We start from the raw sequence: 23,869 nt of genomic DNA on the forward strand, positions 1-23,869 counted from the left end.
GGGCCAACTACAACGCTAAGTCACAAGGCGTGTGACTGAGCACGGCAGACGGCTAGGGCCTGTCTGCCAAATGATCACCCGTGGACTCGCGGAGCCAGAGGATCAAGGAAGCCAGGACAACTCCGGCACGGTAGCGGTCGTCGAGCTTGTCGAACCGGGTCGCGATCGCGGGGAACTGCTTGAGGCGGGCGAAGCATCGTTCGACGACGTTGCGGTCGCGGTAGGTGACCTTGTCGAAGGCCGGCGGCCGGCCGCCGAGGGCTCCGCGTCGGCGGCGGTTCGCCGCCTGGTCGCGGCGCTCGGGGATCGTGGCAGCGATGCCCCGGCGCCTCAGCAGATGACGGATGGACCTGCTGGAATACGCCTTGTCACCCAGCACACGGTCCGGTGTCGTGCGCGGGCGACCCGTGCCGAGGCGCGGGGTGCGGATGCCGTCGAGAACCTGGCCGAACGCCGTAGCGTCGTTGACGTTGCCGGGCGTGAGCACAATCGACAGGGGCAGGCCCCGGCCATCGACGGCGAGATGGACTTTGGTGGTCAGTCCGCCTCGGGAGCGGCCGAGGGCCTGGCGCGCCTGCGAGCGGCCCGGAACTTCCGGTTCGCCCCCGTTCGCATCCCCTTTTTGCGGGCGCCGACTGCGTGCTGGTGGGCTCGGTTGATGGTGGAGTCGACGGAGCCGGTCCATTCCACCCGGCCCACCGCGACATCGCGGACCTGAACATGCTCCAGCAACCGTGCCCAGGTGCTGTCCGCCTCCCAGCGGGCGAACCGCTCGTAGACTGTCTGCCACGGCCCGAACCGGTCGGGAAGATCCCGCCACGGAGCCCCGGTCCGCAGCCGCCACAGCACCCCGTTGACCACCTGCCGGTGATCACGCCACGGACGGCCCCGTCCGTCCACCTGAGGCAAAAGGGGCTCTATCCGCCTCCATGCCGCATCCGTCAACTCACCTCGACCTACCACAAGATCAATTATCAGACCGACTATAGAGTCCTGCCCGTGGCGAATCATCAGGACGAGACCAGGACGGCCTACGACGGTGTCGTCGAGCTGTACGCATCGCTGTTCGCAAACCGGCTGGAGACACAGCCTTTCTCCCGGGCCATGATCGGCACCTTCGCCGAACTGGTGCGCGCGACGGGCAACCTGCGGGCAGCGGACGTCGGGTGCGGGCCCGGACATCTGACAGCCATGCTGCACGAACTCGGCCTGGACGCCTTCGGACTCGACCTTGCCCCCGGCATGGTCGACCACGCCCGGCAGGCCCATCCGGCGCTGCGCTTCCAAGAGGCGCGGATGGAATCCCTGCCGATCGAGGACGCCGCGCTCGGCGGCGTACTGGCCCACTACTCAATGATCCACACCCCTCCGGGGGAACTACCGGAGCTGCTCTCCGAACAGGTACGCGTCCTGGCGCCGGACGGTCTGCTCCTGGTCTCCTTCTTCGGGACCGACGGACAAGAACCGGTCCGGTTCGACCACAAGGTGGCGCCCGCCTACAGCTGGCCGGTGGATCGCCTCGCCGAACTGCTGGGCGATGCTGGGCTCGATCCCTTCGCCCGGCTGCTCCACGATCCAGCCTCTGATCGGGGCTTCCTCGACGCCCATCTACTGGCCCGCCGTTCGTAGCCACTGCCCAGTCCCCCAGCCGATCGGCGACCTCCAGATTGCCGGCTCAGCCGCATCTCGCTGATCAGACTGGAATTGTCAGACAGGCCCTGGTGGGCATTCCACCTGGCCAGCGTTGAGCTCAGCTGCCACTTCGCCTGGTGAAACCGCCCCGTAGAGTCGTCTTCATGAACGATGCCGATCCACGGATACTCACCGAGCCGGCTGAACTCGAAGCTCTCGGTTTGGCGGATGCACAGAAGGCGCCTCTGGCCACTTCGGAGAGTCTCGTGGCACCCCCGGCGGAGGGCTGGCTTCCATGCCCCGCCTGCGGTCACCGGATGTTCGGCGAGCACGGTGGCTATGAGATCTGTGCCGTCTGCTTCTGGGAGGACGATCTGGCGCAGCTGCGCTGGCCATGGGGCGGTGGGGCCAACGCCGTGTGCCTGGTGGAGGCCCAGCGCAACTACCAGCGCTTCGGAGCCATGGAGGAGCGCTTCCTCAGCAACGTGCGGCCTCCTGCGCAGGATGAGCCCCTGGACCCGGGGTGGCGTCCGATCGACCCGTCGCGGGACTCCTTCGAAGAGCCGAGCGACAGTGGTGGGTGGCCTGATGATCCAGTCGCCCTGTACTGGTGGCGGCCCACCTTCTGGCGGCGCTACGAGCGCCCCGCGCCCGCCTCTTCTCCGCCCCGGACCTGAGCCGGATCCGGTCAGCCGGGACACGACAGTTGGAACCACTGTGATGTGGTGACCTGCCGGTTTTGCCCCTGCGTGACACGCTTGTTGGAACCCTCATCCGAAAGATCGACAGCGGTCAGACCGGCTCCTGGCCCAGCTGCGGATAGCCGATCTCAACGATGTCCTGGGCCAGGTCTGTCAGGCTGACCTCAGGGTTCAGCAACGACACGAGTTCCTGGTCCAGTGGCCGCAGGGCATAGACCTGGCTCACCGCTCCCAGGTCGACGGAGACCTCGTAGTAGTCCTCGGCGAAGCGCTGGAACGCTTCCGGAGACCGGTCGACCAAGAGGCCGAACAGGCCCGTCGCCCCGTCGGGATCGACAGCGCCCTCGGGGAAGTCGATCGTCCCGTGGTGCCACCGTTCGTCCTTCGGTCCCCGCCACAGGCAGACCGTCATCGCGGGCACCCCCTCCTGACCGGTAAACGCAGGCTCCTCGACGAAAGCCCTGAAGGTCTCAGGGACTTCGTCGGTCACACCCGGCCAGGGCTCTCCATCGTTGGCGAAGGGACTCATCGGCGATTCGTGGTCGAAGCCGCGCACATAGGCCCCGGACCCCGAGAACACGATCGAGTACTCGTCTCCCGACCCGTTGCGCAGCGAGGCCGTCTCCTCGCCGTCGGCCCAACCGGTATCGAAGGAGTGGTAGCGGCTCTCCCAGTCCGGGCTCAGGATCGCATCGAGCATGGCCAGTGAACGGCACAGGTCCCGCAGGTCGGCGACAGCGGGAAGCTGCCGGGCCACGTCATAAACAGTCACAGGCTCATCCAACCCGATGCCGCCGACACTCTGGACCCGCGGTGATACGGCTACCCGACCTCACCCGCTACGGCTGGGCGCGAAGGTTTCTACCGGTCTGATGCGGCGTCCTGCTGTTCTCCCTCCGGCTGAGCACGGTAGTGGGGTTTCCGTCATCAATCGCGGGTTGCGCACTCGTCCGGCCCACGTGGCACAGAGGCCCGCTGGAGTGAGGACACTTCACCAATGCCGGCCAACAGTTGAAACTGCCATTCCGGGTCGGCTTGGCCGATGACAAGACCGACCCATCGCTCCGATTTGGGCAAGCGCCACATATGCATGTGGCCGGCGACACCGCACAGGAAGCTGAGCGGTTCGCGGGTCGGGGCCTCTGGGCCGGGGGCGTCGAGTCCGAGATAGGGCCACAAGTCAACTGTTTCCGGGCACCCCAACGGCCCGCGAGCATGACACACAGCGCGGCAAGATCCGCTTCCAGCTCCCGTTCGGCTGCATCCACGACCTCGGTGCTGCGAAGCACAAGCTGAAACGAGGAAAGGCGTTCCTGCTCCGGGAGGGTCACGCGGGCAGTGTGCCCGGGAGTCATCGTCACGCTGCCATGCTCACAGGGCGTTCGAAACGGACGACGGCGCGGACGAGCGACAACTGCCTTTGCTGGCTGCACACTTGGCTCTGGGCTGGTGCTACACCGCGTACGTTCGCCGGGGTCGGACCGGTACCTCTTCTCCCTGTCGGCCGTCGCGGGAGATGCTGCACCAGGGAGGGTCATGACGTGAGCTGGACAGGGCCGAGCAGCACTGAAGAGGTGACGGTTCCCGACATCGTCGGACTGATCGTCACCGAGGCACGGGATGTCGCGTGGAAGGCGGGCGTGGTCATCGCCTCCGCTGATCCGGACGGACCGCCAGTCAGAGCGTTGACCTGGCCAGGAGTCTGGATGGTTACTTCTCAGCATCCGGCCCCCGGCTCCCGGATGCGGCGCGGAGGCTCGCTGGTGATCGAGTTCGAGGAGGTCCCCGACGCCAAGTAGGGTCCGCCCGACGGCTCCCACGCTGGACCAGAGCCGCACGCACCGACATAGCCGGCCGCCAATTGCCCCCGCGGCCGCCAATTGCCCCCGGGCCTCCCGCCTGCCGAGGTAACCGCGAAGCGCCGCTACGAGGTCCGGATGGTCACCCCGGTTTCCGGACTGGAGCAGATCCGCGGCGACCCCCGGAGCGCCGTGTCACCGTCCGGTGTGTCGAGGACCGGGAATGCGCGCCAGATGTGGGCTGCGGTGCGGGGTGCGAGGGGGGCGTACAGGTACAGCGTCGCGGCGTCGTATCCGACAGGTGCGATGCCGTGCCCCTCCAGATCGAGCAGCGCGGGCCCGTCCACGGTGAGGTTCGGTTCGCGAAGAGCAGGTCCCCGTGAGCTGCCGCCCAGGCGATCGTCCGTGGGGCGGGTGCCTGCGCGTACTGCGGGACGGCTCGGTCGTCCGTGGGGCGGGTGCCTGCGCGTACTGCGGGACGGCTCGGTCGATCCACTCCTGCCGCACGGCCACCCGGTCGGTCTGGGTCGCGGCGATCACCGCTAGGTTGGTACGGAGCGAGGACCACCAGGCGCCGGAGAGGCCGAGTTCCTCGCGCAGTACGGGATCGGCCGCGCAGCCGGGCAAGGGCACGAACTCCGTGAATTCCGCCCGGCACGCGGCAGCATCGTCCGCAAGGTCGTACACCTCGTGAAGCAGCGTTGCGTTGATGCCAGTGCAGGACTTCGCGGCGGTCTCTGTCCCCTCCCACAGCTTCCCGCCACCCCTGGGGCGGAGAGGTGCCGAAGCCAGCACTTCCCGTGTACGCGGTGGCGTGCTGACTGGCCGAGGGTCCGGCCCCGTACCCCCACCACCGAGTTCCGGACACCTCAACGCCCCATACCCGTGCGGCTTCCTGCTGCGCGGCCGTGAGCCGCTGTTCGACGAGAGGGCCAGTCGGGGGCGAGTACCTCCAGGACCTCACGCAGGACGGACGCCGGCACCGGATCACGGTCCAGGGCGGAAACGGCGGCCTCCCCGTGTGCCCGAGTCGACGCCGAGACCAGCAGCCGCGAGACACCGGGGCAGACGGCAACCGCGAGCAGGCACGCCTGTGCAACCGTCAGACCGGGACGCAGCAGGTGAGCGGGCGCTGCCAGGTCCGGGTGCGCGAGGGCGCCGCCGCTCAGCGGGGCGGATGCCTGCACCTCCTACCCGTGGGCGGCAGCGTCCGCGATCGGGCCCCGGCCGCCCAGGGCCTCGCCGAGGGACCCGTACTCGACAAGGCTGTTCGGCAGCTGAAACGTCCGCTGATGATGGTCCTGGGTACCGGCCGCCTGCGGGGCCGAGTTGGTCGAGGCGCTCCACCATCAGCCCGAGGCCGAACCCCTTCCCAGGTGGAAATCCCGTACGAGACAAGACGAGGCGGCCGACGGCCACCAGGTCCTCCAGCGTCTCGAACGCGGCCAGCAGCGTGGAATCGTCGACGCTGCCGTGGCACTCGAGGCTGTGCAGGAGGAGACGGCCACGGCTGAGGTCGATCCGGGCGCGAGCGATCCGCCAGCGTACGTACGACAGTGCCAGGCAGCGCCCCCGCTAGGCGCCCTCCGGGCCGAGGACGCCCGACGCCACGCGACCACGGCACGCCCGTGAGGACCACAACGCAGGACACCACAACCTCCAACAGCGCGGTCAAATCCTCGGGCAGGTAGGGACAGCGGCGCGTTCGACAGCCTGAAGATGCTGGTCCCAGTCCTCGAGACACGCGTCCGCCACCTCCTCGCCGCCCTCACGCAACGACGTCGCGCCGATCTGCTCCCAGCCCAGCGGGCGTGCCTCGCGCGCCCATCCGCAAGTGCACGCCACCCAGGCCGCCCAGGCCCGCCGGTCATTCCCATCACGGCGGTTCCTGCCGGCGGACCAGGTGGTGCTCACTCTGATGCCATGACGGGGAGGGGTGTTCCTGCCCGTCCCGAGGTCGGTGATCCCTGGGAGGAAGCTGGCGACCGTACCCGGTCCAGCCGGATCCGTGCAGCAACCCGCGTCAAATCGGCCCAGGCGTGGCCGAGTTCAGCATTTGGGACCGGTGCGCGAGAGATCGCCTCCTCCCCGCTTACATACCCCCCACCCGTATGTTACGGTGCGATCTCAAGATACCCCCTGGGGGTACCTGAGAGTGAGAGGTGAAGGGTCATGCCAACCGTCAACCCCAAGCGCTGGTGGGCACTCGCAGTGCTGGCCACCGCACAGTTCATGGTGATCATGGATACGTCGATCATCGGAGTCGCGCTCCCGGAGATGCAGAAGGATCTGGGCTTCTCCCAGGGCGAGTTGCAGTGGGTGTTCAACGCCTACGTGATCGCGTTCGGCGGACTGCTGCTGCTGGGCGGCCGGTTGTCCGACCTGATCGGCGCGCGGAAGATCTTCGTCACCGGCTGGGTGGTCATGATCGCCGGATCGGTCGTCGCCGCCGCGGCCACCACCGCCTGGGTCGAAGTGCTGGGCCGCGGCGTCCAGGGCGTCGGCGGAGCGCTCATCACGCCCTCGGCGATGACCCTGCTGATGATGCTCTTCGGGCACAACCCGAAGGAACTCGGCAAGGCCATGGCCTACTACGGAGCCGCCGCCCCGGCCGGCGGCACGGCCGGGGTGTTCCTCGGCGGTGTGTTCACCGAATGGCTCAGCTGGCCCTGGGTCTTCATCATCTACATCCCCATCGGCCTTGCCACCCTCGCCGCCACTAAGGTGCTGCCCGCCGTCGTCAGCCGCCGCGGTTCGGTGGACATCATGGGCGCCGTCGCCGTCACCGCGGGTCTCGCCCTGGCCGTCTTCGCCGTCGTACGGGCACCCGAGGCGGGCTGGGGCTCGACGGCGACCGCCCTTCAACTGGTGGGCGCCGTGGTCCTGTTGGGACTCTTCATCGTCATCCAGAAGTCTCTCCGCGAACCGCTGATGCCGCTCAGTGTCTGGCGGGTGCCGCGGCTCGGCGCGGCCAACCTGGCGATGATGCTGCTCGGTGCGGCGTGGATCCCGATGTGGTACTTCCTCAACCTGTACCTCCAGCAGGTGCTCGGGTACGGCGCGTTCGCGAGCGGTGCCGCCCTGGTGCCGATGACCGTGCTCCTGATGATCTTCATGACGATGATCACCTCGCGGCTGATGATGAAGTTCGGCGCCAAGCCGTTGATCGCCGGCGGTCTGCTGGTCCTTGCGGCCGGGCTGCTGTGGCTGTCCGCCGTCGAGCCGACCGGCAGCTTCCTGGTCGACGTACTGCCCGCCTCGCTGGTCGCCGCGCTCGGCATGTCCCTCGCGTACATCCCGGTCATGATGACCGCGATGTCCGGCGCACCGCAGGAGCAGGCCGGTCTCGCCTCCGGCATCGTCAACACCACCTACCAGGTCGGCTCCGCCCTCGGCCTGGCCGCGCTGACCGCCCTCGCCACCTCGCAGGGTGCGGGCGAACTCAGCAACCTCCCGGCACTGACCGACGGATTCAGCTCCGCGTTCATCGGAGCCTCCGCGATCGCCGCACTCGGCGGCCTGATCACCCTGCTGGTGCTGCGCGGCGAGAGGCGGTCAGGCGCGAGCGGATCGGAGCAGTCCGCCTCGACCGCCTCGGGCGAGCAGGTCGGCGTATAACGCATGGGCTGCTGCTGCGGCCAGGCACACAGTCCACCGCGGGACCGTCCGGCGTCTGCTCAGCAGACCTCGGGCGGTCCCGTTTCGCATGCCCGGGGTCGGCATATCGCCGAAGCTCTGTTCAAAACGCTTCCGGGATCGCCCCTGAAAGCGTTTCAGCCCTTCGTACGAGCTGCAGGTGCTCCCTGATGGGCACGCCCCCGTCTCCCGCGCCCTCAACGGCCACCCCCATGTCGGGGACGCCACCCGTCGGCGCGTTCAGCAGGCGGCAAAGTAGCCCGGCGGTACCCGCAGCGCGAACGCCCGCCCATACGCCGCGCACCGGCACGCACCCGGTCCCGACAGCGCCGTCTACGGCCGTCTGAAGTCCGAGGGCGAGGTCCACGCGGTGCTTCTACCTCACGCCGCGCGGCCGCCTGGGTCTCACGCCTCTTCCCATCGAGCAGCCCCACGCCCTCCCTGCACGTCCGGCCGCGCTTGGCCACTCGCCCGCCTACGTCATCGCGGACCACGGCACGGCCACGGCGTTCGCCGCGTCCTGGCAGCGGCGCACTGGCACGGTGCCCGCGCTCTTCTGGCGGACGCATCTGTACCGGCTCGGCGCGCTGCCCGCCGCAGCCGCGCCCACGGGGGCGAGGTCGTCTCACAGACGGGACGGACCCTGGACACGTTGTGCGCTGGTGCCGTGAATTCTGCGTCGACGTGAGGGAACAGTCCTCCATCGACCTGATCGACGCCGGTTCCTGGGACAACTCCTGCTTGGAGGAACGGCACTTCACCCTCTGGGAGACCCCGGACGGCATCCCGTCTCGATGGCGGCGTCGACCTCGGTGATCGGCGGCATGGTCCGGATCGACCCCGCCCACACCCCGGCCTCCCGCCGGGGTCGGGGCTCTGCAGGCATCGTGACGGTCGAGACGAGCCGGGCAGCGGTCGCCGCCGGTGCAACGGACGTGGTCGTGTTCGCTGACCCGGGCAACCCCACCAGCAATGCCCTCTACCAGCGCATCAGGTACGTTCGCGTCACCGACTTCGCCGGGTACACGTTCTCCCACCGGGTTGTCGAGGTGGCGGTGGGCGGTCAGGCGTCGGGGTCGACTTCGGGGTGCGTGAACCGCACCGGCCTGCCCAGCGAACGGGCGTACGCGATTTCGGCCCGGGTGCTGTCTCCGATGTAGTCGCCGACCACGAGCACCTCATCAGCGAGTCGGATCTTCGCTCGGTGCAGATCGTCGAGACGGGCCTTCAGTTGGTCCGCCTCGGCGGGATCGGACCAGAGTGCGTGCGGCGACTTCATGTCACAGCCCGGTTTGACGACGATCTTCCCGGTGGTGGTCTCCCGCAGGTCGGCCTCGGCCATCTCGGCCATGAAGCGGGTGGAGCCGCAGATCACGACGATACGTGGGAGGTCCAACAGCTTCTTCGCGTCGGTGAGCCTCTCCTCGGGGGTGAGTGGTTGCGGGAATGGCACTGGTTCCTCCTCGTGGCGTGGTTCCCAGGGGTGCCTGGGGAGACCAGAACAAGGATGCCCAGGATCGCCTCGTGACGGACGACGTGGCCCGCTCGCGACGGCACCCTGTGCGACGACCCACGTCATGCCTGCCCGAAGGAACATCGTGGGTGCTCATGTCCGAACCAGGGCTTTACCTTCGACGAGTTCGGGCCGTTGGGGGGGGCCGACCCAACGCAGGCTCCTGCTGGGCGAAGCAGAGCGAGACAGACCGGCTGCCGACAACCTCCTGCCGCACCCACGGCGTCCCCTGCTTGCACACCCGATGCTCCACGGGCGACGACCGCCTGTGAGACGTCAACCGCCACCGCAAACGCACCGCCCAACACCCTGGCCGCGCTGAGGTCCATCCGTGCCGACGGGGCGGAAGCCTCCTCAACACCGCAGCCCGACCAACCGTGAACCGCACCCCCGGCGTACCGAAAGGGCCAACTTCACGAGAAAGACGAATGACGCATCAGGAGGCGGGCGGCTCGATCTCCCCAGCGAAGACGATGACCTGGTCGATGAGGCTCCGCCGCAGATGGACCACGTCCGTTCCCGCGAGGCGGGGGCCTCCGTCCGGCGTGGTGAAGACCCACTGGTACCGGGCCCATTCGTCAGGCATGTCCACCGCCGAGCAGCGCACCATCGTGCCGGTCCCCGCCGGGTGACGCCGGATGTCCAGCACGAACTGCTCGACCGCCGCAATCCCTTCGCTGCGCCCCAACGGCCCCCAGAAGACCACGTCTGAGGTCAGGGCCTGGGAGAGCAGGGCAGTCACATAACTCTCGTCCGAGGCATTGAACGCGGAGATGAACGTGTCGATCGCGGAGCGTGCCGTCTCTTCCTGCATGCCCCAGTAATACCAGCTGTTGTACGTGCGCTCGTCCCGCGAGCCGTCTCCCGCCCACGGTGGACCATCCGGGGCACAGCACTGGCCATGCGTCTACAAGTGGTCGTCGGCACGCCCTAGTTCGGGCACTCGGACCCGTAGGCCTGATGCCCTGGGTGGTCTTCTTCGCGAGTCAACGCCGGAGAGCGGACCGCAGTCGACGCGCCGAGCGGGACTTCGGGTTGTACGGGAGCAGAGCGGGCGGTGTCCGCATGCTTCTGGCGGAGCGGTTCCAGTGGGAGGTCGGCACAGTCAACTTCCATTAGAACTCCGCCTGCTGGGGTGCGCCGGGTTCGGGCCGGTCGATCATGGAAGCAACCGGCGGGTGGAGGTCCAGGGCAAAGCTGGTCGCGGGTGCGTCCAGGGGGCAGGTGGCCGAGCAGGGTGTCCAGATGGGCCGTCAGGTTCTTGTGCCGTCGAAGCTGTCGGATCTGCTCGGTGGCCAGGTCGCGCCACTCGTCGGCAAGGGCGGCAGCCTGTGCAGGTGTGATGGTCAGGGCGTGAAGCGTGTCGGCCGCCAACGCGTCAGGATTCCAGTCGGGGTCCGTGTCGTCGGGGCCCAGGTTGTCGATCACCCATGTCCGGAGCATGAAGTCATGCTGGGTCACCCGCGTCAGGTTGCCCTCGCCGGCAGCGAGCATCAGCCGGTTGGCGTGCAACGACAGCTTCGCCCACTGGCGGCGGGCTGCTCGTGGCCGAGCAGAGTCGTAGGCATGTTCCTGCGCCACGATGCGTACCGTCTCCAGGCGCTGGCCGCGGACGTTCTGGATCAACGTATGCAATTGGTCGATCGGCCACGTACTCGGATCGCTTCCGAGGTCTTCTCGCTCTGCGTCGCTGGTCACGGTCCGTACTCCGCGGCGTGCCCAGGTGGGTGGGTACTGTACGGGCTGGTGGGGTGCGGTGAGGCCGGGCGAGTGCTGGGTGAAGTCGCCGCAGGCGGAGGCCACTTACTCAAGGGTGCGGGGTGGACGCCGATCTGGTGAGGCAGCGCACACAGGGAGTTCGGGGGCCAGCAGCCGGCGAGGCGGGGGTTCATGGGCCCTTCGTGGTCAGGTTTCGATGTAGGCAACGACGACCACCGTGCGCAGCGCGGTGACCCAGTACAGCAGGCGTACGCGCTCCACTTCGTCGGTGTACTGGCGCAGTTGGGGGCCGGCGGCGTGGCCGGGCAGGGGTTCGCCGATGTCGGGGGCGACGGAGACGACGACCAGGGCGCGGTCCAGGGCGTGGATCTCCGCCTCGCTGGTGATGTTCTCCAGTTGTTTGGCGGCGGCGTCCGAGAAGGCGATCCGGGCGCGGCGCGGGCCGGGCCGTGGGGGCATCAGGCGACGGCCGGGCGCTGGTGGGCGAGGCGGGCGAGGTGGGCCTCGCGCAGGTCCTCCCACGGGGTGCAGTCCTCCGCCGAAGGCAGGCCGTTGGCGGCGATGTCCTCCAGTACGGCGGCGAGTTGGTCCGCGCTCTCTCGGGTCCTGGCCGCGTACGCGCGGACTGCTTCGGCGGCGGCGGGCTCCAGTTGCTGGCGAAGGTGGTGGGCGGCGGGGGCCGGCTGTTCGCTCATCGAGGGCTCCAGGGCGCGTACGGCGTGTTTCATCACGGTATCGCGTACGGGGGTGTGGGGTCGCGGGGCGTTGACTGCCGCGAGCAACTCAGCCCTGGCGCACGGCGCCCCCGCCGGGTGGCGTGGACGGTCACGTACGGGAGCCGTGCAGCGCGCGAGCCAAGGACGTCTGAGGGCCGACCCGGCAGAATGGGACCCGTGAATCCACAGGCTCCGGATCTCTGGCACCGCTACGGATCGGCGGAGGCGAGCACGCACGGATCCGCTCCGGTGGCTTTTTCCTGGAGTTGGGGGCAGGACTGCGGGCCTGGGCCGGAACTGCTCGGTGAGCTTGCCGGGCTACGGGTGGCCGACCTCGGGGCCGGTGCTGCCCAGCTGGCTGCGTACCTGGCCGATCGCCACCCGAAGGCTCTCGTGGACGCCGTTGACGCCTCGCCCGCCCAACATGCCAGGGCTGTCGCCTTATTCGGCCACCTCGCTCCGCAACTGCGGCTCGTGCACGCTGATGTGACGGAGCATCTGACGTCCCGGCCGGCTTCCTACTACGTTCTGTACAGCGTCTTCGGGGCCGTGGACTTCACCGACCCACGCCGTCTGCTCCCCGCGGCCGCCGCGGCGCTGCGCCCAGGTGGCAGGCTCGTCTTCTCCACGCTGGGCCATTACGTGGGCGGTGCGCCCGCCGAGCATCGGGTGGTGCCTGCGGACCTTCCGGTCAGGGGTCCAGACGGGTGTCCCGCCGTTCTGCGGCGCTGGGTGCTCCAGGAGCGGGTCTGGGTCCGACTCCTGGAGGAGGCCGGGCTGACCACTGTCAGCGCCGTCGCACTCCCAGCCCGGTACAGCGGCACGAGAACGGCGGACACCCTGCTTCTTCAGGCACGCCGCCCTGTCTCTCCATGACGGTCGAAATGACAGTCGCATCCGGTCGCGCGGCAAAGGGGATCTTGGGTTCGCAGATCCGTGCGGGCGGGGGCGCTGCGTCTCTGCGCCATCCCCCCCTGTCGCCCCCCCCGAGGGGCAATGCCGCGTCTGCCTCGGGAACGCTGCGGCTTTGATCCGGCGTTCGGAGCAAGGATGCGTTTCCCTCCCCGGCTGAAGCCGGAGATACCCACGCAAGATGGGGGATGGGCTCCGGCGGCGATGCCAAGAAGTTCGCACTCGACGTGAAGCTCGCCCGGGCCTTCCGCAAGGCCTTCGACACGAGCACGCAGGGCCTGCCGACGCCCCCTCCGTGGCCGGAACCGACGTACCTGGACATGTACCTCTTCGCCCTGTGCGACTCCTTGCACGTGCACCACACGTGGAACCCGAGGGCTTGAGGGGGGGTGGGGCGCGTGCGACGGCGGGCACAGTGCCGATGGCCATGGCCATGGCGGAGTGCAGCCGCGCAGCTAGTCCTCCTGCGGCTCCTCGCCGCGCTGCCGCTCTGCGGTGGGCGCTCCCTCCGCGGCCTGCGGCCGGCGCGTGTTCGACCGGTCCCGTACGGCAGCCTTGCGCCCGGGCCGTGCAGGCGGCGGGGGCGGGTCGTGGCGGAAGATCCGGTCGAGGTGGTGGTCGAGCACCGCGACGGCCGACTCCGGCGTGCGCTGGCCGACGAGGATGCTGGTGCCCATGGTCGCGGTCATGGCGAGCAGGCTGATCGCCTCGGTGCGCGCGTCGGTCCCGGGGTCGGCCAGGCCGGTCTTCTGCGCCTGCACGAGCAGGTCCGTCAGTGCGTTTTCGGCGGCGTCGGGGTTGTCGATGAAGGGGTGGGCGGCGAGGGCTTCGTCGGTGACCGAGAGGATCGCGTAGGAGCTGTACAGGAGATGGAAGGTACGGCTCTCCTCGTCCGTGGGGAGTGAGGCCAGGAGCAGCGCCTCGACGGTCGCCCGGGGCCCCGGGCCGGGGCCGACGGCGGCCAGGCGGACGCCCACGCGCGCGGTGAAGCGGTCGCTCAGGTGCTGGAGTCCGTGGAAGAGCAGCTTCTCCTTGGTCTGGAAGTAGTACTGGACGAGGCGCAGCGAGACTCCGGCCTCGGCCGCCACGTCGCGCATCCCGACCGAGTGCAGGCCGCGCCGGCCGGCCACCCGGATGAGGGCCTCGGCGATCTGGGTGCGCCGTTCCTCGTGGTCCACGCGTTTCGGCATGTTCTCGTGTCTCCGCCCGTCGCTGGTCGGACCCCGTCGTCCGGTCGCCGAGGGGTCCAGGTTTTTCATGGTACCGCCGTACCAAGATCGTGGTACGTTCGTATCACGAAGAATGGATCTTCCCGGAGGTGCCCCGTGCCCGACCGCAAGACCCCCGTGCGCCGCGACATCGGCCGCTACATCAACGACACCCTGCGGGACCGGTACTTCGCCGCCGGTGACGCCCTCCTCGCGAAGGGCGCCCCCATCCGCTCCGAGACGGACGTGGAGACCAGCTTCGGCACCACGCACGTCTACCGGTACGGTCCCGACGACCCGGCCGCGGAGTCCCGCACCCCGATCGTCCTGATCCACGGGTCCGGCAGCAGCTCCGCCATGTGGTACCCCAACACCCCCGCGCTCAGCGCCGATCGCCCCGTGTACACGTTCGACACCCCGGGCGACCCCGGCCGCAGCGTCCACCGCGAACCCATGTGGCAGCCGGAGCGCGCCGCCCAGTGGATGGACGAGACCTTCGAGGCCCTGGGCCTCGACCGGGTCCACCTGGTGGGTTCCTCCTACGGCGGCTGGCTGGTCATCAACCAGGTCCACCGCAGGCCCGGACGCCTCGCCTCCGTCACCGCACTCGACCCCGGCGGGCTGGAGAAGGTGGGCCTGCGCTTCTTCGCCTGGATCTTCGTCAGCCTCTTCGCGACCTTCGCCCCCAGGAAGCTGCGCCCGCGCCTGGCCGCCTGGCTCGAACAGCCGGTGATCTCCGACGACGAACTGCGCACGTGGATCCAGAAGGGCGTCCGCGCTTTCCGCATACGCCGCCCCGCACCGCTGCCCCTGACCGACGCCGAACTGGGGTCCATCCGTACGCCGTTCTACCTGATCATGGGCAAGCGGAGCCTGCTCGTACACCCCGAGCGGCAGCTGGAACGCGTGCCGCGGCTCGTCCCCGGGGCCCGCGCGGAGATCCTCGCCGCGACCGGCCACGGTCCGCAGATCGACCACCCAAGTCTCGTCAACGCCCGGATGCTCAGCTTCATGGAGGAGGCCGACTCCTTCAGGCCGGGGCCGGGGCCGGTGCCGGGGCCGACGGTGGCGCGCAACGGCCGGGAGGCGTAGCTCCGGAAAAGGAGGGGAGGGAGCGGGCCGCCCGGGCAGGCAGCCCTGAACCGCCCCTCCCCTCCCCCACGCACCTTCAGCGCCCGGCATCACCCACCTTCGGCGAACTTCTCCCGCACCGCCGCCGGGCGTGGAACCATACGACCCATGCCCCTGTGCTACGAGAGCCTCACTCTTGGTATGGGGAGCCGCTGATGCTGGCGGCCGCCATCACGGCCTCCGCGACGCTCGTGGTCGCGATCGTGGCCTTCCTGCTCAATCAGTGGAGCCAGCTGCGCTTCGAGCGCCGGCAGACCCGGGTGACCCGGATCGGCGAGCAACTGCGCCTGCTCTACGGCCCGCTCAACGCCCTCGTGGAGAGCAACGAGCACATCTGGGAGACGCTTCAGCCCTCCGTCGTGCCGCCCGGTGCACAGCGGCGGACGGCCGACCCCTCCCCCGAGGAACGCGCGACCTGGGACCGCTGGTTCACCCACGCGTTCATGCCGACCAACCGGAAGATGCGCAATCTGATCATCGAGCACGCGGATCTCCTGGTCGAACCGGAACTGCCGGAGCCGTTGCGGCTGTTCTGCGCCCATGTCGCCGCCTGCGAGGTGGCTCTGGCCGCGCCCGCGGCCGAAGGCACCCGCCCCGACGTGCTGATCCGGCATCCGGGCACCCCTTATGCGACGTACGTCCGCGAGTCGTTCGCCCGGCTGAAGGCAGAGCAACTCCGCCTGCTCGGCCTCCTGACCCCCCGCGCGTGGTGAGCGCGCCGAAGCGGGGCCAAGGGGGGCCGCCATGCCGTACCTGCTCGTGACCATCGCCATGTCGGTGTGGCTTCCCGGCTGGGCCCGCGTCCTCGTCCTGGTCCTCAGCCTCGCGGTCCTGCCGCCCGCGGTGGCCCTCCTGAAGATCGTGGGCGCGGCCGGGCTCGGCCTGCGCATCTCCAGGTGCACATGGCTCACCGTGGTGCTGTGGCTTCCGTATGCCACCGGTCTCGCCCTGGCGTGGCACGACGTGGCGGGGCGGTTCGACGTCACGTTCCACTGGAACGCCTGGAGCGTTTGCGCCGCCTGTTTCGTGACGGGCGGGATCTACTTCCCCTTCGGCTTCCGGCTGCGCGGGGTGAATCCGTACACAGGCACCGTGATCTGGGTGCGTTACCACTCCTTCAGCCTCCCGCTGTTCTTCCTTCTCTACGTTTTCCTGTGGAGCGGAAACACCCTGCTGGACCCGGACGGCTGGCTGTGGGGGTCGGCGGCCCTGGGCGGTTCGGGCGTCGTCGCCGCGTCGAGCCGCGTGCCGAATCTCGTGCTCCGCCGCCTCTACCCGAAGGACCTGGCACGGACGCACGACTGGCGCAGGCAGCGGGCGCGGGCGATCAAGGAGGGGGTCGCGCAGGGCCGCCCGGTGGAGCCGTTCGTGCTTTACCTCAGGTCCTTCACGGTGACCGACCATCTGCCCACCCGGCCCGCGTACCGCTTCCAACTCGACCCGAGTCCCGACGACATGCTGCTGCCGTGGGACGACCCGGTCCCCAAGACGACCCACTGGAATCCGCACCTCGACTTCGAGACGGTGCTGTACGCCGCCTTGGCGGACACCTTGCCCCCCATCGCCCTGGGGCCTTCGATCACCGGTCCCGGAGTCGCCCGGATCGAGGAACAGCCGGACGACAAGTGGAGGGTTCTGTTCGCACAACTCGCCGCCGCGGCGCGGTACGTGGTCATGATTCCCGGGGCGACGAAGTGGGTGCAGTGGGAGATGGCCTGGCTCCGGGACCACGGTTGCCTCGGACGTACGGTGTTCGTCATGCCGGAGTACGTAGAGGTCCCGGCAGTGCTTCCCGGGCGGGCCGCAAGGGCGCAGGGCCCCCGCCCCAGGGCGACCGACTCCCGGGCGGAGTGGCGCAGGACGCGCGCCCGGTGCCGGAAGAACGGTCTGTTCCTTCCGGAGTACGAACCGCACGGCATGCTCTTCCTGCTCGACGACACTGGCCGCCCGGTGAAGCGGAGCGGGCCCCTGGGTCTCGCGAACGGCGCTGATCCGGTACGGATGCTTGAGGACGGGTTACGGGAACTGGTGGGCCACCCGGACCCGGCACCGCGCCGGCAGCAGACCCGGGACCGACGGAGATAGGGAGCCCGGGCCTCCCACCGTCACGCACCCCCTCGCGGGACCTGCCCGGCGAGATGGCGCTGGAGGCCGATGTGCCGGAACTGGTAGACCGTGCCGACCTGGCGCAGCACTCCGCGCGCGTGCGCGTCCCGGAGGAAGGCCATCAGCGACCAGGGGGCCTGACGGCGTACGGCCAGACAGACGGTGGTGACGGCGAACTGCGCCCAGGAGGTGTCCCTGAGCCCGAGGGTCAGCCCACGCGCCAGGCCCGCGGTGAGGCCGACGGCGAGGCCGCCCGCGATCCCGAACGGAGGGATGCCCCAGAACAGTCCCTTGAGCCCGCAGACGAAGACGCCCCAGGCGCCGAATGCCATGGCGTACAGCAGCACGATCTGGAGGAAGATCCGGCGGTCCTGGACGAGCAGTTTGCGCGGTCCGACCGCGGTGGACGGGTCGGCGCGCTCCAGGGTGAGGCTGCCGTTCAGCCGGGACCACAGGACGGCTGCCGCGAGGAGGGAACCGTACTGGACGACCCACCCCTCGGCGATCTCGTTGACGACGAGCGTGGCCAGGAGCGCGAGGAGGAGACCGAAGTAGAGGGTGGAGCGGAACCGGGTGCTCGGGTACGCGACGGCCGCCGCCCCGGGCCGGACGGTGGCGGAGGCGATGCCGCTGGTGAGGAAGGCGGCCAGCAGGCCGACGAGACCCCAGCCCCAGCCGAGGCCGAGGGTGACGACCAGGCCGACGAGCGCGCCGGAGGGGAGACCGGTGAGCAGCGCGGCGACGTTCTCCCGCCGCTCGGCGGGCACCATGGGGCCCAGTTCCCACCAGGCCAGGTCGGGGCTGCCACCGTGGTGGGTCTCCAGGTGGCGGGCGAGGGCGGTGCAAGTGCGGCGGGCCTGTTCGGCGGACCAGCGGTGCGGTCCGGTGTGCGGGGCGGTCTCGTCGTACACGGCGGTGAGGAAGTGGCGGAAGAGGTGGCGTTCCAGCTCTTCTTGTGTGGGCAGGGCGGTGGTGTCGCACAGGTCGTCCGGGTGCGGCACCGGCCCGGTCTCTCGGGTGCCGGGGGGCCGTACGTACACGGTACGAGCGAGGTACAGGCCCAGCGGGGTGGCCAGGACCTGCCCGACCGGGGTCTGGCTCCCGAGGCGGGCGACGACGGCGTCCCACCGTGCGGCCCGGGCCGGGGGAAGTCCCTGGCGCAGGTAGGAGGCGGCGGGACCGGCAGTGAGAGGGATGAGCTGGATTCCGGTGGCCCCGTCGAGGAGTCTGGCCTCGGGTCCGCCGAGGGCGGCCCGGTAGGCGTCGGTGCGGCTCGTCAGGACCAGGGGCCGGGTCCGCCAGGCGCTGTTGATCTCGTGCAGCGCCAACGCCTGCAGGGCGGGCGGTATTTCGTCGAATCCGTCCAGCAGGGGCAGCACCAGCCCGCGGTCCACCAGCGCCTGCGCCCGGTCGGGCGTCCGCGCTTCCGCACCTGCGGGATGCCGGAGGTCGACGTTGTTGTGCCGGCGCAACTGCTCGGCCAGCCAGGCGCGCAGACCGCCGGGGGCGCGCGGGTCCCAGGAGGCCAGGGAGAGCAGCACCGGTACGGGTCCGCCCGCTGGGGGCCGCCCGAGTTCCTGCAGCAGCCGGACGAGCAGCGCGGTCTTGCCGGAGCCGGGCCCGCCCAGCACGACGAGTCGGCGCGTGGGCACCCGCCGGGTGAAGATCTCACCGATCTCGGTGTACGTTCCCGCCAGCCCGGTGGCGTCCGTCGGCCACGTGTCCGCTTCGCCGGGCGGGCCCTCCGGCAGCCCGCGGGCCGCTCCGACGACCTCTTCCCAGCCTTCCACCAGTTCAGGGTCGGCCGACCGCCAGGCGACCGGCAGGACGGAGGACGCGACGACGTTCCGGGCCGCTTCGGCACCCCACTCCCGTCGGACGTCGGCCGCCAACTCCTGTGCGACCGCCTCCAGTTCCTTCGGGGCGGCGGGGCGCGGCGGGAGGAAACCGGCCACGGCCGTCACCAGTGACACCACCAGCAGAACGGTGGAGACCGATTTCTCCTCGACGTACCTGAGACGCACGGCCAGCACCACGATGACGACCGCAACTGTCAGTAGCAGCGCCCTTCTCAGGCCCGGCCGCCTGAGACCAAATCCCCTCATACGCACAGCATTTCATCATGCCGCCCCTCCCGCACGAAAGCGATACTCCCGGCAGCGCCTCCACCGTCGCACGAGGCTTTGGGGCCGGTCCGGCCTCAGGCGGAGCGGGCGAAGAGCCGAGCCCGGTCCTTGTGCAGGCGGGGCATCAGCAGCCAGCCGACCGTCGGGACGACGGCGGCGCTGAGCAGCAGCGTCTGGAGGATCAGGGGCAGGCCCTCCAGCAGGGGGTGGAAGACCAGCTCCAGCACGGTCAGCAGCCACCGCCTGACCCGCACGGGGTGGCCCCGGGGCCACGGTGGCGGAGGCTCGTCCGGCGGGGCTGCCCGTGGACGTGGTGGGGCCGGAGGGGTGCGCAGGGGGTGCAGCGGGGGCCGGTCGCGCTTCAGCTCTGCCGGTCGAGCTCGCGTACGTACGCTGCGAACTTCTCCAGCCCGTCCACGTTGCGCGGTCCGCTGATGCCCTCGTTGTAGTCGAGGATGAAGAAGTTGTTCTTCTTGACGGCGGGGAGTCCCTTCGTGTGGGGGGAGTTCTTGAGGAAGTCGATCTTCTTCTGGGCGGGCTGGTCCCCGTAGTCGAGGATCATGACGACGTCCGGTTCCGCCGCGGCGACGGCTTCCCAGTTCACCTGGGTCCAGCGCTGGTCGAGGCCGTCGAAGACGTTCCGGCCTCCGGCGGTTTTGATGATGTCGTTGGGCGGGACCTGGTTTCCGGCGGTGAAGGGCTGCTCGGTGCCCGAGTCGTAGAGGAAGACCGGGACCGGCTTGCCCCGGGGTGCCTGCGCCCTGACGTTCTCCACCCGCTTCTTCAGCCCGCCGACGACCGTCTTCGCCCGGTCCTCGACCTGGAAGATCTTCCCCAGCCGCCCGAGGTCCTCGTACAGGGCCTCGAAGGGGGTGAACTTCTCCGGGAATCCCGGGTAGTTGAAGCAGCTCTCGCTGTGCAGGAAGCTCTGCACCCCGAGCTTGTCGAGGATCTGCGGGGTGATGCCCCGCTCGGGCTTGAAGCCGGAGTTCCAGCCGGCAACGACGAAGTCCGCCTTGGCCTGCACCACGATCTCCTTGTTGAGCAGGTCGTCGCTGAGCATCTTCACCTTGGCGTAGTCGGCCGCCCACGGCGACCGGGTCACCGGCGGGTTCGCCGGGGGCATCACGTACCCGTGCACATGGTCGGCCAGGCCGAGGCTGAACAGCTTGTCGGCGCTTCCACCTTCGTACGCGACGGCCCGCCGGGGGACCGTGTACGTGACCGGCTCGCCGCACCGTTTGACGGTGACCTTCCGGGTTGCTTTCGCGTCCGGTTCCACGGTGGCGCCGCAGCCGCTGAGCAGCAGGGCGGCGGCGAGGGCCGAACCGAGGGCGGTGGGGCGGCGCAGTCTGGCGAGGGTTGTGTTCGTCATGGCGTGGGGGTGCCTTTCGCGGGGAGGGAGTAGAGGAGTTGGGGGCCGCCGGTCAGCGGGTGGGGCACGATGCTCGCCTCGACGCCGAAGACCTCGGCGACGAGTTCGGTGGTGAGTACGTCCTCCGGTGGGCCCGCGGCGACCAGTCGCCCTTCGCTGAGCACGCCGAGGCGGTCGCAGGCGGCTGCGGCGAGGTTGAGGTCGTGCAGGACGACCAGGGTGGTGAGGCCCGAGCCGCGCAGCAGGGAGAGCAGTTCGACCTGGTGGCGGACGTCGAGGTGGTTGGTCGGCTCGTCCAGTACGAGGATCTTCGGTTCCTGGACGAGTGCGCGGGCCAGCAGGACGCGCTGGCGTTCTCCGCCGGAGAGGGTCAGGATGCCGCGCCGGGCGAGGTGACGGATGTCGAGCCGGTCCATCACGCGGGTGCACAATTCCCTTTCGCGGGGACCGAGTTGCTGGTTGCCGCGCAGGTGGGGTGTACGCCCCAGTGCGACGACCTCCTCGACGGTGAAGTCGAGGTCGACGGAGCCGTCCTGGGTCATGGCCGCGACGAGCTGCGCGCAGCGGCGCACGGTCAGGTCCGTGAGCGTGTGCTCGCCGGCCCGTACGACGCCCGAGCTGGGGGTCAGCGCGCGGTACACGCACCGCAGGGCGGTGGACTTGCCGCTGCCGTTGGGTCCGACCAGGCCGACGACCTGCCCGCTGGGGACATCCAGGGAGAGTTCACGCACCAGAGTCCTGCCGTCGATCTCGACGGAGAGGCGATCCAGTCTCAGGTCCATGTCAACGCCCCCCGGACAGAGGGCCCTTGCGGCGCATCACGGCAAGGAACACCGGCACTCCGACGAGGGCGGTGATGACCCCCAGTGGCAGTTCGCGCGGTGACACAAGCGTCCGGGACACCAGGTCGACCCAGACCATGAACACCGCTCCCGCGAGCGGCGCCACGGCCAGCACCCGGGCGTGGCCGGCGCCGACGACCATGCGGACCAGGTGGGGCATGACCAGTCCGACGAAGGCGATGGAGCCGCTGACGGCGACCATCACGCCGGTCATCAGCGAGACGAGGACGAGCAGGGTCTTGCGGTGCCGGTCGGGGTCGACGCCGAGGCTCGCGGCGGTCTCGTCGCCGAGGGCGAGCACGTCGAGCGTCCGCCCGTACCGGTGCAGCAGGAGCAGGCCGAGGACGACGCCCGCGGCGACGACCGGCAGCGTGCCCCAGGCGGCGGCGCCGAAGCTGCCCATCGTCCAGTACAAGACCATGCTGGTGGCCTCGGCGTCCGGGGCGAAGTAGATGATCAGGCTCATCACCGCCTGGAAGCCCAGCGACAGGGCCACTCCGGTCAGTACGAGCCGCAGCGGGGAGAGCGTGCCGCGCCGCGAGGAGGCCGCGTACACCAGGAGCGACGCCACGAGTGCTCCGAGGAAGGCCCCTGCCGACACCGCGTAGACGCCCAGCGCCGCCAGTCCCCCGGTGACCGTCACCCCGACCGCCCCGACGGACGCGCCCGAGGAGACGCCGAGCACGAAGGGGTCGGCGAGGGCGTTGCGCACCAGCGCCTGGATGGCGACGCCGATCGCGCTGAGCCCGGCGCCCACCAGCGCCGCGAGCAGGACGCGCGGGGTGCGGATCTCCCAGATGATCTGGTACGTCGTCACTTCGCCGGCGGCGATCCGGCCGCCGCTGAGGGCCGCCCACAGGTACCGGGCGGTGTCCGCCGGGGAGACGACGGCCGCGCCCAGACCGATGGCGAGCACGATCGAGCAGGCGAGGGCGAGAGTCAGCAGGCCGCAGGCGAGCAACAGGCCGCGGCGGGAGGCGAGTCGGCCCTTCGGACCGACCGGGGGTTCGGGGGGTGCCGCGTCGAGCGGCGCGGCGGGGCCGCTGTGCGCCGAGGGCACGGCGACGGGGGGCGGGGGCATGGGGCAGGGCCTTTCGGGGGCGGGGGTGCCGAGGGCGGCGCGGACCGCTCCCGAGGAGCCGGTTCCTGCGCCGCTTGCCACCAACACAGCGTTAGGGCAAGGGAGTTGGCCGCACGCTCCGCTTCGGAAGCGAGCGCTCCGAGCGGGGCGGCGAGGCCAACGTACATGAAAACGATAATCAGAACTAGACCCTTCTCGCACTTCTTGACAATCATTTTCAACTAGTGAAGGCTGCTCCAGGCCTTGCCCCTCCCCCACCCCCTCCGCCTGCCTCAGCGCCGATTCCGCGCAGCTCAGGCGCACCCTGACCCGAAGGGCCCCCATGCACGAGCACATAGCCGAGGCCGTCAAGGAACCGCAGATCGTGGCCGTCCCGCCCGGCATGATCTGTCTGCGCTTCGAGACGATGAAGCTCTACGCCGCCCTCGGCGCCGTACAACACCTGCTGAACACCGGGCGGGTGAAGCCCGGCGACACCCTCGTCGACAGCTCCAGCGGCATCTACGCCCACGCGCTCGCCCTGGCCTGCCACCGCCACGGCCTGCACTGCCACATCGTCGGCTCGACCACGGTCGACCGCACGCTGCGCGTCCAACTGGAGATCCTGGGCGCCACGTTGGAGCAGGTCCGCCCCTCCCGGAACCTGCGTCTGGACCAGAACCTCCGGGTGCGGCGGATCTCCCAACTCCTGCGCGAGAACCCGCACTTCCACTGGATGCGGCAGTACCACGACGCCCTGCACTACCTCGGCTACCGCGAGGTCGCCGACCTCGTCCGCAAAGAGGTGCCAGAAGGGCCGCTCACCCTCGTCGGCGGCGTGGGCACCGGAGCCTCCACCGGGGCCCTCGCCACGTATCTGCGCGAGGCGGGCCGGGACGTGCGACTGGTCGGGGTGCAGCCGTTCGGCAGTGTCACCTTCGGCGCCGAGCACGTCCTGGACCCGGACATGATCATCGCCGGCATCGGCAGCTCCATCCCCTTCCGCAACGTGCGGCACGACCTCTACGACCGCATCCACTGGGTGAACTTCGAGTACGCCAGGTCCGGCGCCGTCGCACTCCTGCGGGCCAGCGGCATCTTCGCCGGGCTCTCGGCGGGGGCCGCCTACCTCGCCGCGCGGTGGGAGCGGCAGCGCGACACCGGCCGCACGCACGTCTTCCTCGCCGCCGACACCGGACACCGGTACGTCGACAGCGCCTACGCCGGGCACAGCGACGCCGTGCCCGTCGAGGCGATGCGCCCCCACGAAGTCGCCGGACAGGGCGCGTTGCGGCACCCGTGGTCGGCGATGGACTGGCCACCGGCCCACGTCCCGGCGCAGGACGCCGCACACCTTCCGCAGCCCGAGAACGTCTGACCTCTCCGGAAATCC

Annotated in this window: 24 protein-coding genes and 1 pseudogene; 11 read left to right on the forward strand and 14 right to left on the reverse strand. The window is 69.8% G+C overall.

All coding sequences use genetic code 11. The features are described 5' to 3' along the window. Nucleotides 1-52: 52 nt before the first annotated feature. Nucleotides 53-1,011, reverse strand: a protein-coding gene (locus tag IE269_RS30885; protein WP_189826515.1) for an IS5 family transposase whose coding sequence is annotated in 2 segments (ribosomal slippage) — nucleotides 53-603 and nucleotides 603-1,011 — 960 coding nt in all. Because the reading frame shifts where the segments join, the coding sequence is not laid out codon by codon here. On the opposite strand from IE269_RS30885, the gene IE269_RS30890 reads away from it, so the two are divergent. Further along, nucleotides 1,000-1,629, forward strand: coding sequence for a class I SAM-dependent methyltransferase (locus tag IE269_RS30890; RefSeq protein WP_189826516.1), 630 nt, complete (start codon nucleotides 1,000-1,002; stop codon nucleotides 1,627-1,629). The two genes, IE269_RS30885 and IE269_RS30890, sit on opposite strands and share 12 nt — an antisense overlap. 269 nt (nucleotides 1,630-1,898) lie before the next feature. Further along, complete coding sequence (locus IE269_RS30895; protein ID WP_318299673.1) at nucleotides 1,899-2,309, forward strand: CPCC family cysteine-rich protein; 411 nt, start codon at nucleotides 1,899-1,901, stop codon at nucleotides 2,307-2,309. Nucleotides 2,310-2,424: 115 nt separating this feature from the next. Here IE269_RS30895 and IE269_RS30900 read toward each other — a convergent pair whose 3' ends face one another. Beyond that, nucleotides 2,425-3,105: a hypothetical protein gene (locus IE269_RS30900; protein ID WP_189826518.1), complete on the reverse strand. Its 681-nt coding sequence runs from the start codon at nucleotides 3,103-3,105 to the stop codon at nucleotides 2,425-2,427. 769 nt (nucleotides 3,106-3,874) lie between these two features. On the opposite strand from IE269_RS30900, the gene IE269_RS30905 reads away from it, so the two are divergent. After that, a complete protein-coding gene (locus IE269_RS30905; protein WP_189826519.1) occupies nucleotides 3,875-4,132 on the forward strand; it encodes a PASTA domain-containing protein in 258 nt (85 codons plus the stop codon). Between the two features lie 125 nt (nucleotides 4,133-4,257). Here IE269_RS30905 and IE269_RS30910 read toward each other — a convergent pair whose 3' ends face one another. Next, nucleotides 4,258-4,479 (reverse strand): hypothetical protein, encoded by a 222-nt coding sequence (locus tag IE269_RS30910; protein ID WP_189826520.1) that lies wholly within the window; start codon nucleotides 4,477-4,479, stop codon nucleotides 4,258-4,260. A 1,825-nt stretch (nucleotides 4,480-6,304) separates the two neighbouring features. Here IE269_RS30910 and IE269_RS30915 point away from each other — a divergent pair. Together IE269_RS30915 and IE269_RS43400 are read left to right on the forward strand one after the other, a co-directional pair. Beyond that, nucleotides 6,305-7,750, forward strand: coding sequence for an MFS transporter (locus tag IE269_RS30915; RefSeq protein WP_189826521.1), 1,446 nt, complete (start codon nucleotides 6,305-6,307; stop codon nucleotides 7,748-7,750). 702 nt (nucleotides 7,751-8,452) lie between these two features. Next, nucleotides 8,453-8,584, forward strand: coding sequence for a hypothetical protein (locus IE269_RS43400; protein WP_318299665.1), 132 nt, complete (start codon nucleotides 8,453-8,455; stop codon nucleotides 8,582-8,584). Nucleotides 8,585-8,831: 247 nt separating this feature from the next. Here IE269_RS43400 and IE269_RS30930 read toward each other — a convergent pair whose 3' ends face one another. The 5 genes from IE269_RS30930 to IE269_RS30950 form a co-directional block, all read right to left on the reverse strand. Next, nucleotides 8,832-9,221: a hypothetical protein gene (locus tag IE269_RS30930; protein ID WP_189826523.1), complete on the reverse strand. Its 390-nt coding sequence runs from the start codon at nucleotides 9,219-9,221 to the stop codon at nucleotides 8,832-8,834. A gap of 496 nt (nucleotides 9,222-9,717) precedes the next feature. Continuing rightward, nucleotides 9,718-10,095 (reverse strand): nuclear transport factor 2 family protein, encoded by a 378-nt coding sequence (locus IE269_RS30935; RefSeq protein WP_189826524.1) that lies wholly within the window; start codon nucleotides 10,093-10,095, stop codon nucleotides 9,718-9,720. Between the two features lie 116 nt (nucleotides 10,096-10,211). Continuing rightward, a complete protein-coding gene (locus IE269_RS30940) occupies nucleotides 10,212-10,979 on the reverse strand; it encodes a hypothetical protein (protein ID WP_189826525.1) in 768 nt (255 codons plus the stop codon). Between the two features lie 207 nt (nucleotides 10,980-11,186). Further along, the gene (locus tag IE269_RS30945) at nucleotides 11,187-11,459 is read right to left on the reverse strand and encodes a hypothetical protein (protein WP_189826526.1); all 273 of its coding nucleotides are present in this window, start codon (nucleotides 11,457-11,459) and stop codon (nucleotides 11,187-11,189) included. Continuing rightward, a complete protein-coding gene (locus IE269_RS30950) occupies nucleotides 11,459-11,695 on the reverse strand; it encodes a hypothetical protein (RefSeq protein ID WP_189826527.1) in 237 nt (78 codons plus the stop codon). Before IE269_RS30950 ends, IE269_RS30945 begins: the two co-directional genes overlap by 1 nt. A gap of 189 nt (nucleotides 11,696-11,884) precedes the next feature. On the opposite strand from IE269_RS30950, the gene IE269_RS30955 reads away from it, so the two are divergent. Together IE269_RS30955 and IE269_RS30960 are read left to right on the forward strand one after the other, a co-directional pair. Continuing rightward, nucleotides 11,885-12,592: a methyltransferase domain-containing protein gene (locus tag IE269_RS30955; RefSeq protein WP_189826528.1), complete on the forward strand. Its 708-nt coding sequence runs from the start codon at nucleotides 11,885-11,887 to the stop codon at nucleotides 12,590-12,592. A gap of 224 nt (nucleotides 12,593-12,816) precedes the next feature. Beyond that, the gene (locus tag IE269_RS30960; protein WP_189826529.1) at nucleotides 12,817-13,011 is read left to right on the forward strand and encodes a hypothetical protein; all 195 of its coding nucleotides are present in this window, start codon (nucleotides 12,817-12,819) and stop codon (nucleotides 13,009-13,011) included. Between the two features lie 189 nt (nucleotides 13,012-13,200). On the opposite strand, the pseudogene IE269_RS30965 reads toward IE269_RS30960, so the two are convergent. Then, a pseudogene (locus IE269_RS30965) lies at nucleotides 13,201-13,818 on the reverse strand (TetR/AcrR family transcriptional regulator); the annotation flags it as partial. A 135-nt stretch (nucleotides 13,819-13,953) separates the two neighbouring features. On the opposite strand from IE269_RS30965, the gene IE269_RS30970 reads away from it, so the two are divergent. From IE269_RS30970 to IE269_RS30980, 3 genes are all read left to right on the forward strand, one after another. Further along, the gene (locus IE269_RS30970; protein ID WP_189826531.1) at nucleotides 13,954-14,928 is read left to right on the forward strand and encodes an alpha/beta fold hydrolase; all 975 of its coding nucleotides are present in this window, start codon (nucleotides 13,954-13,956) and stop codon (nucleotides 14,926-14,928) included. 194 nt (nucleotides 14,929-15,122) lie between these two features. Further along, nucleotides 15,123-15,680 (forward strand): hypothetical protein, encoded by a 558-nt coding sequence (locus IE269_RS30975; protein ID WP_189826532.1) that lies wholly within the window; start codon nucleotides 15,123-15,125, stop codon nucleotides 15,678-15,680. Between the two features lie 31 nt (nucleotides 15,681-15,711). After that, entirely contained in the window at nucleotides 15,712-17,052 is a 1,341-nt protein-coding gene (locus IE269_RS30980; RefSeq protein WP_189826533.1) for a hypothetical protein, read from the forward strand. Between the two features lie 20 nt (nucleotides 17,053-17,072). Here IE269_RS30980 and IE269_RS30985 read toward each other — a convergent pair whose 3' ends face one another. The 5 genes from IE269_RS30985 to IE269_RS31005 all read right to left on the reverse strand — a co-directional run bounded on the left by IE269_RS30985 (nucleotide 17,073) and on the right by IE269_RS31005 (nucleotide 22,377). Then, entirely contained in the window at nucleotides 17,073-19,097 is a 2,025-nt protein-coding gene (locus IE269_RS30985) for an NACHT domain-containing protein (protein ID WP_189826534.1), read from the reverse strand. 176 nt (nucleotides 19,098-19,273) lie between these two features. Beyond that, nucleotides 19,274-19,453, reverse strand: coding sequence for a hypothetical protein (locus IE269_RS30990; RefSeq protein WP_189826535.1), 180 nt, complete (start codon nucleotides 19,451-19,453; stop codon nucleotides 19,274-19,276). Nucleotides 19,454-19,560: 107 nt separating this feature from the next. Then, entirely contained in the window at nucleotides 19,561-20,574 is a 1,014-nt protein-coding gene (locus IE269_RS30995; RefSeq protein WP_189826536.1) for an ABC transporter substrate-binding protein, read from the reverse strand. Next, nucleotides 20,571-21,356: an ABC transporter ATP-binding protein gene (locus IE269_RS31000; protein WP_189826537.1), complete on the reverse strand. Its 786-nt coding sequence runs from the start codon at nucleotides 21,354-21,356 to the stop codon at nucleotides 20,571-20,573. The genes IE269_RS30995 and IE269_RS31000 overlap by 4 nt, the downstream gene beginning before the upstream one ends. A 1-nt stretch (nucleotide 21,357) precedes the next feature. Next, complete coding sequence (locus tag IE269_RS31005; RefSeq protein ID WP_318299674.1) at nucleotides 21,358-22,377, reverse strand: FecCD family ABC transporter permease; 1,020 nt, start codon at nucleotides 22,375-22,377, stop codon at nucleotides 21,358-21,360. A 442-nt stretch (nucleotides 22,378-22,819) separates the two neighbouring features. Here IE269_RS31005 and IE269_RS31010 point away from each other — a divergent pair, with 442 nt between their 5' ends. Next, nucleotides 22,820-23,854, forward strand: a complete 1,035-nt coding sequence (locus IE269_RS31010; protein ID WP_189826539.1) for a pyridoxal-phosphate dependent enzyme — start codon at nucleotides 22,820-22,822, stop codon at nucleotides 23,852-23,854. Nucleotides 23,855-23,869 lie beyond the last annotated feature (15 nt).

It is taken from the genome of Streptomyces spiroverticillatus, from assembly GCA_014650415.1.
Lineage (GTDB): Bacteria > Actinomycetota > Actinomycetes > Streptomycetales > Streptomycetaceae > Streptomyces > Streptomyces spiroverticillatus.

Coding starts and splice junctions, on each gene's coding strand:
- IE269_RS30915 (WP_189826521.1), top strand. CDS start 6,305: ATGCCAACCGTCAACCCCAAGCGCTGGTGGGCACTCGCAGTGCTGGCC.
- IE269_RS30935 (WP_189826524.1), bottom strand. CDS start 10,095: ATGCAGGAAGAGACGGCACGCTCCGCGATCGACACGTTCATCTCCGCG.
- IE269_RS30945 (WP_189826526.1), bottom strand. CDS start 11,459: ATGCCCCCACGGCCCGGCCCGCGCCGCGCCCGGATCGCCTTCTCGGAC.
- IE269_RS30950 (WP_189826527.1), bottom strand. CDS start 11,695: ATGAGCGAACAGCCGGCCCCCGCCGCCCACCACCTTCGCCAGCAACTG.
- IE269_RS30955 (WP_189826528.1), top strand. CDS start 11,885: ATGGGACCCGTGAATCCACAGGCTCCGGATCTCTGGCACCGCTACGGA.
- IE269_RS30960 (WP_189826529.1), top strand. CDS start 12,817: ATGGGCTCCGGCGGCGATGCCAAGAAGTTCGCACTCGACGTGAAGCTC.
- IE269_RS30975 (WP_189826532.1), top strand. CDS start 15,123: ATGCTGGCGGCCGCCATCACGGCCTCCGCGACGCTCGTGGTCGCGATC.
- IE269_RS30980 (WP_189826533.1), top strand. CDS start 15,712: ATGCCGTACCTGCTCGTGACCATCGCCATGTCGGTGTGGCTTCCCGGC.
- IE269_RS30995 (WP_189826536.1), bottom strand. CDS start 20,574: ATGACGAACACAACCCTCGCCAGACTGCGCCGCCCCACCGCCCTCGGT.
- IE269_RS31000 (WP_189826537.1), bottom strand. CDS start 21,356: ATGGACCTGAGACTGGATCGCCTCTCCGTCGAGATCGACGGCAGGACT.
- IE269_RS31010 (WP_189826539.1), top strand. CDS start 22,820: ATGCACGAGCACATAGCCGAGGCCGTCAAGGAACCGCAGATCGTGGCC.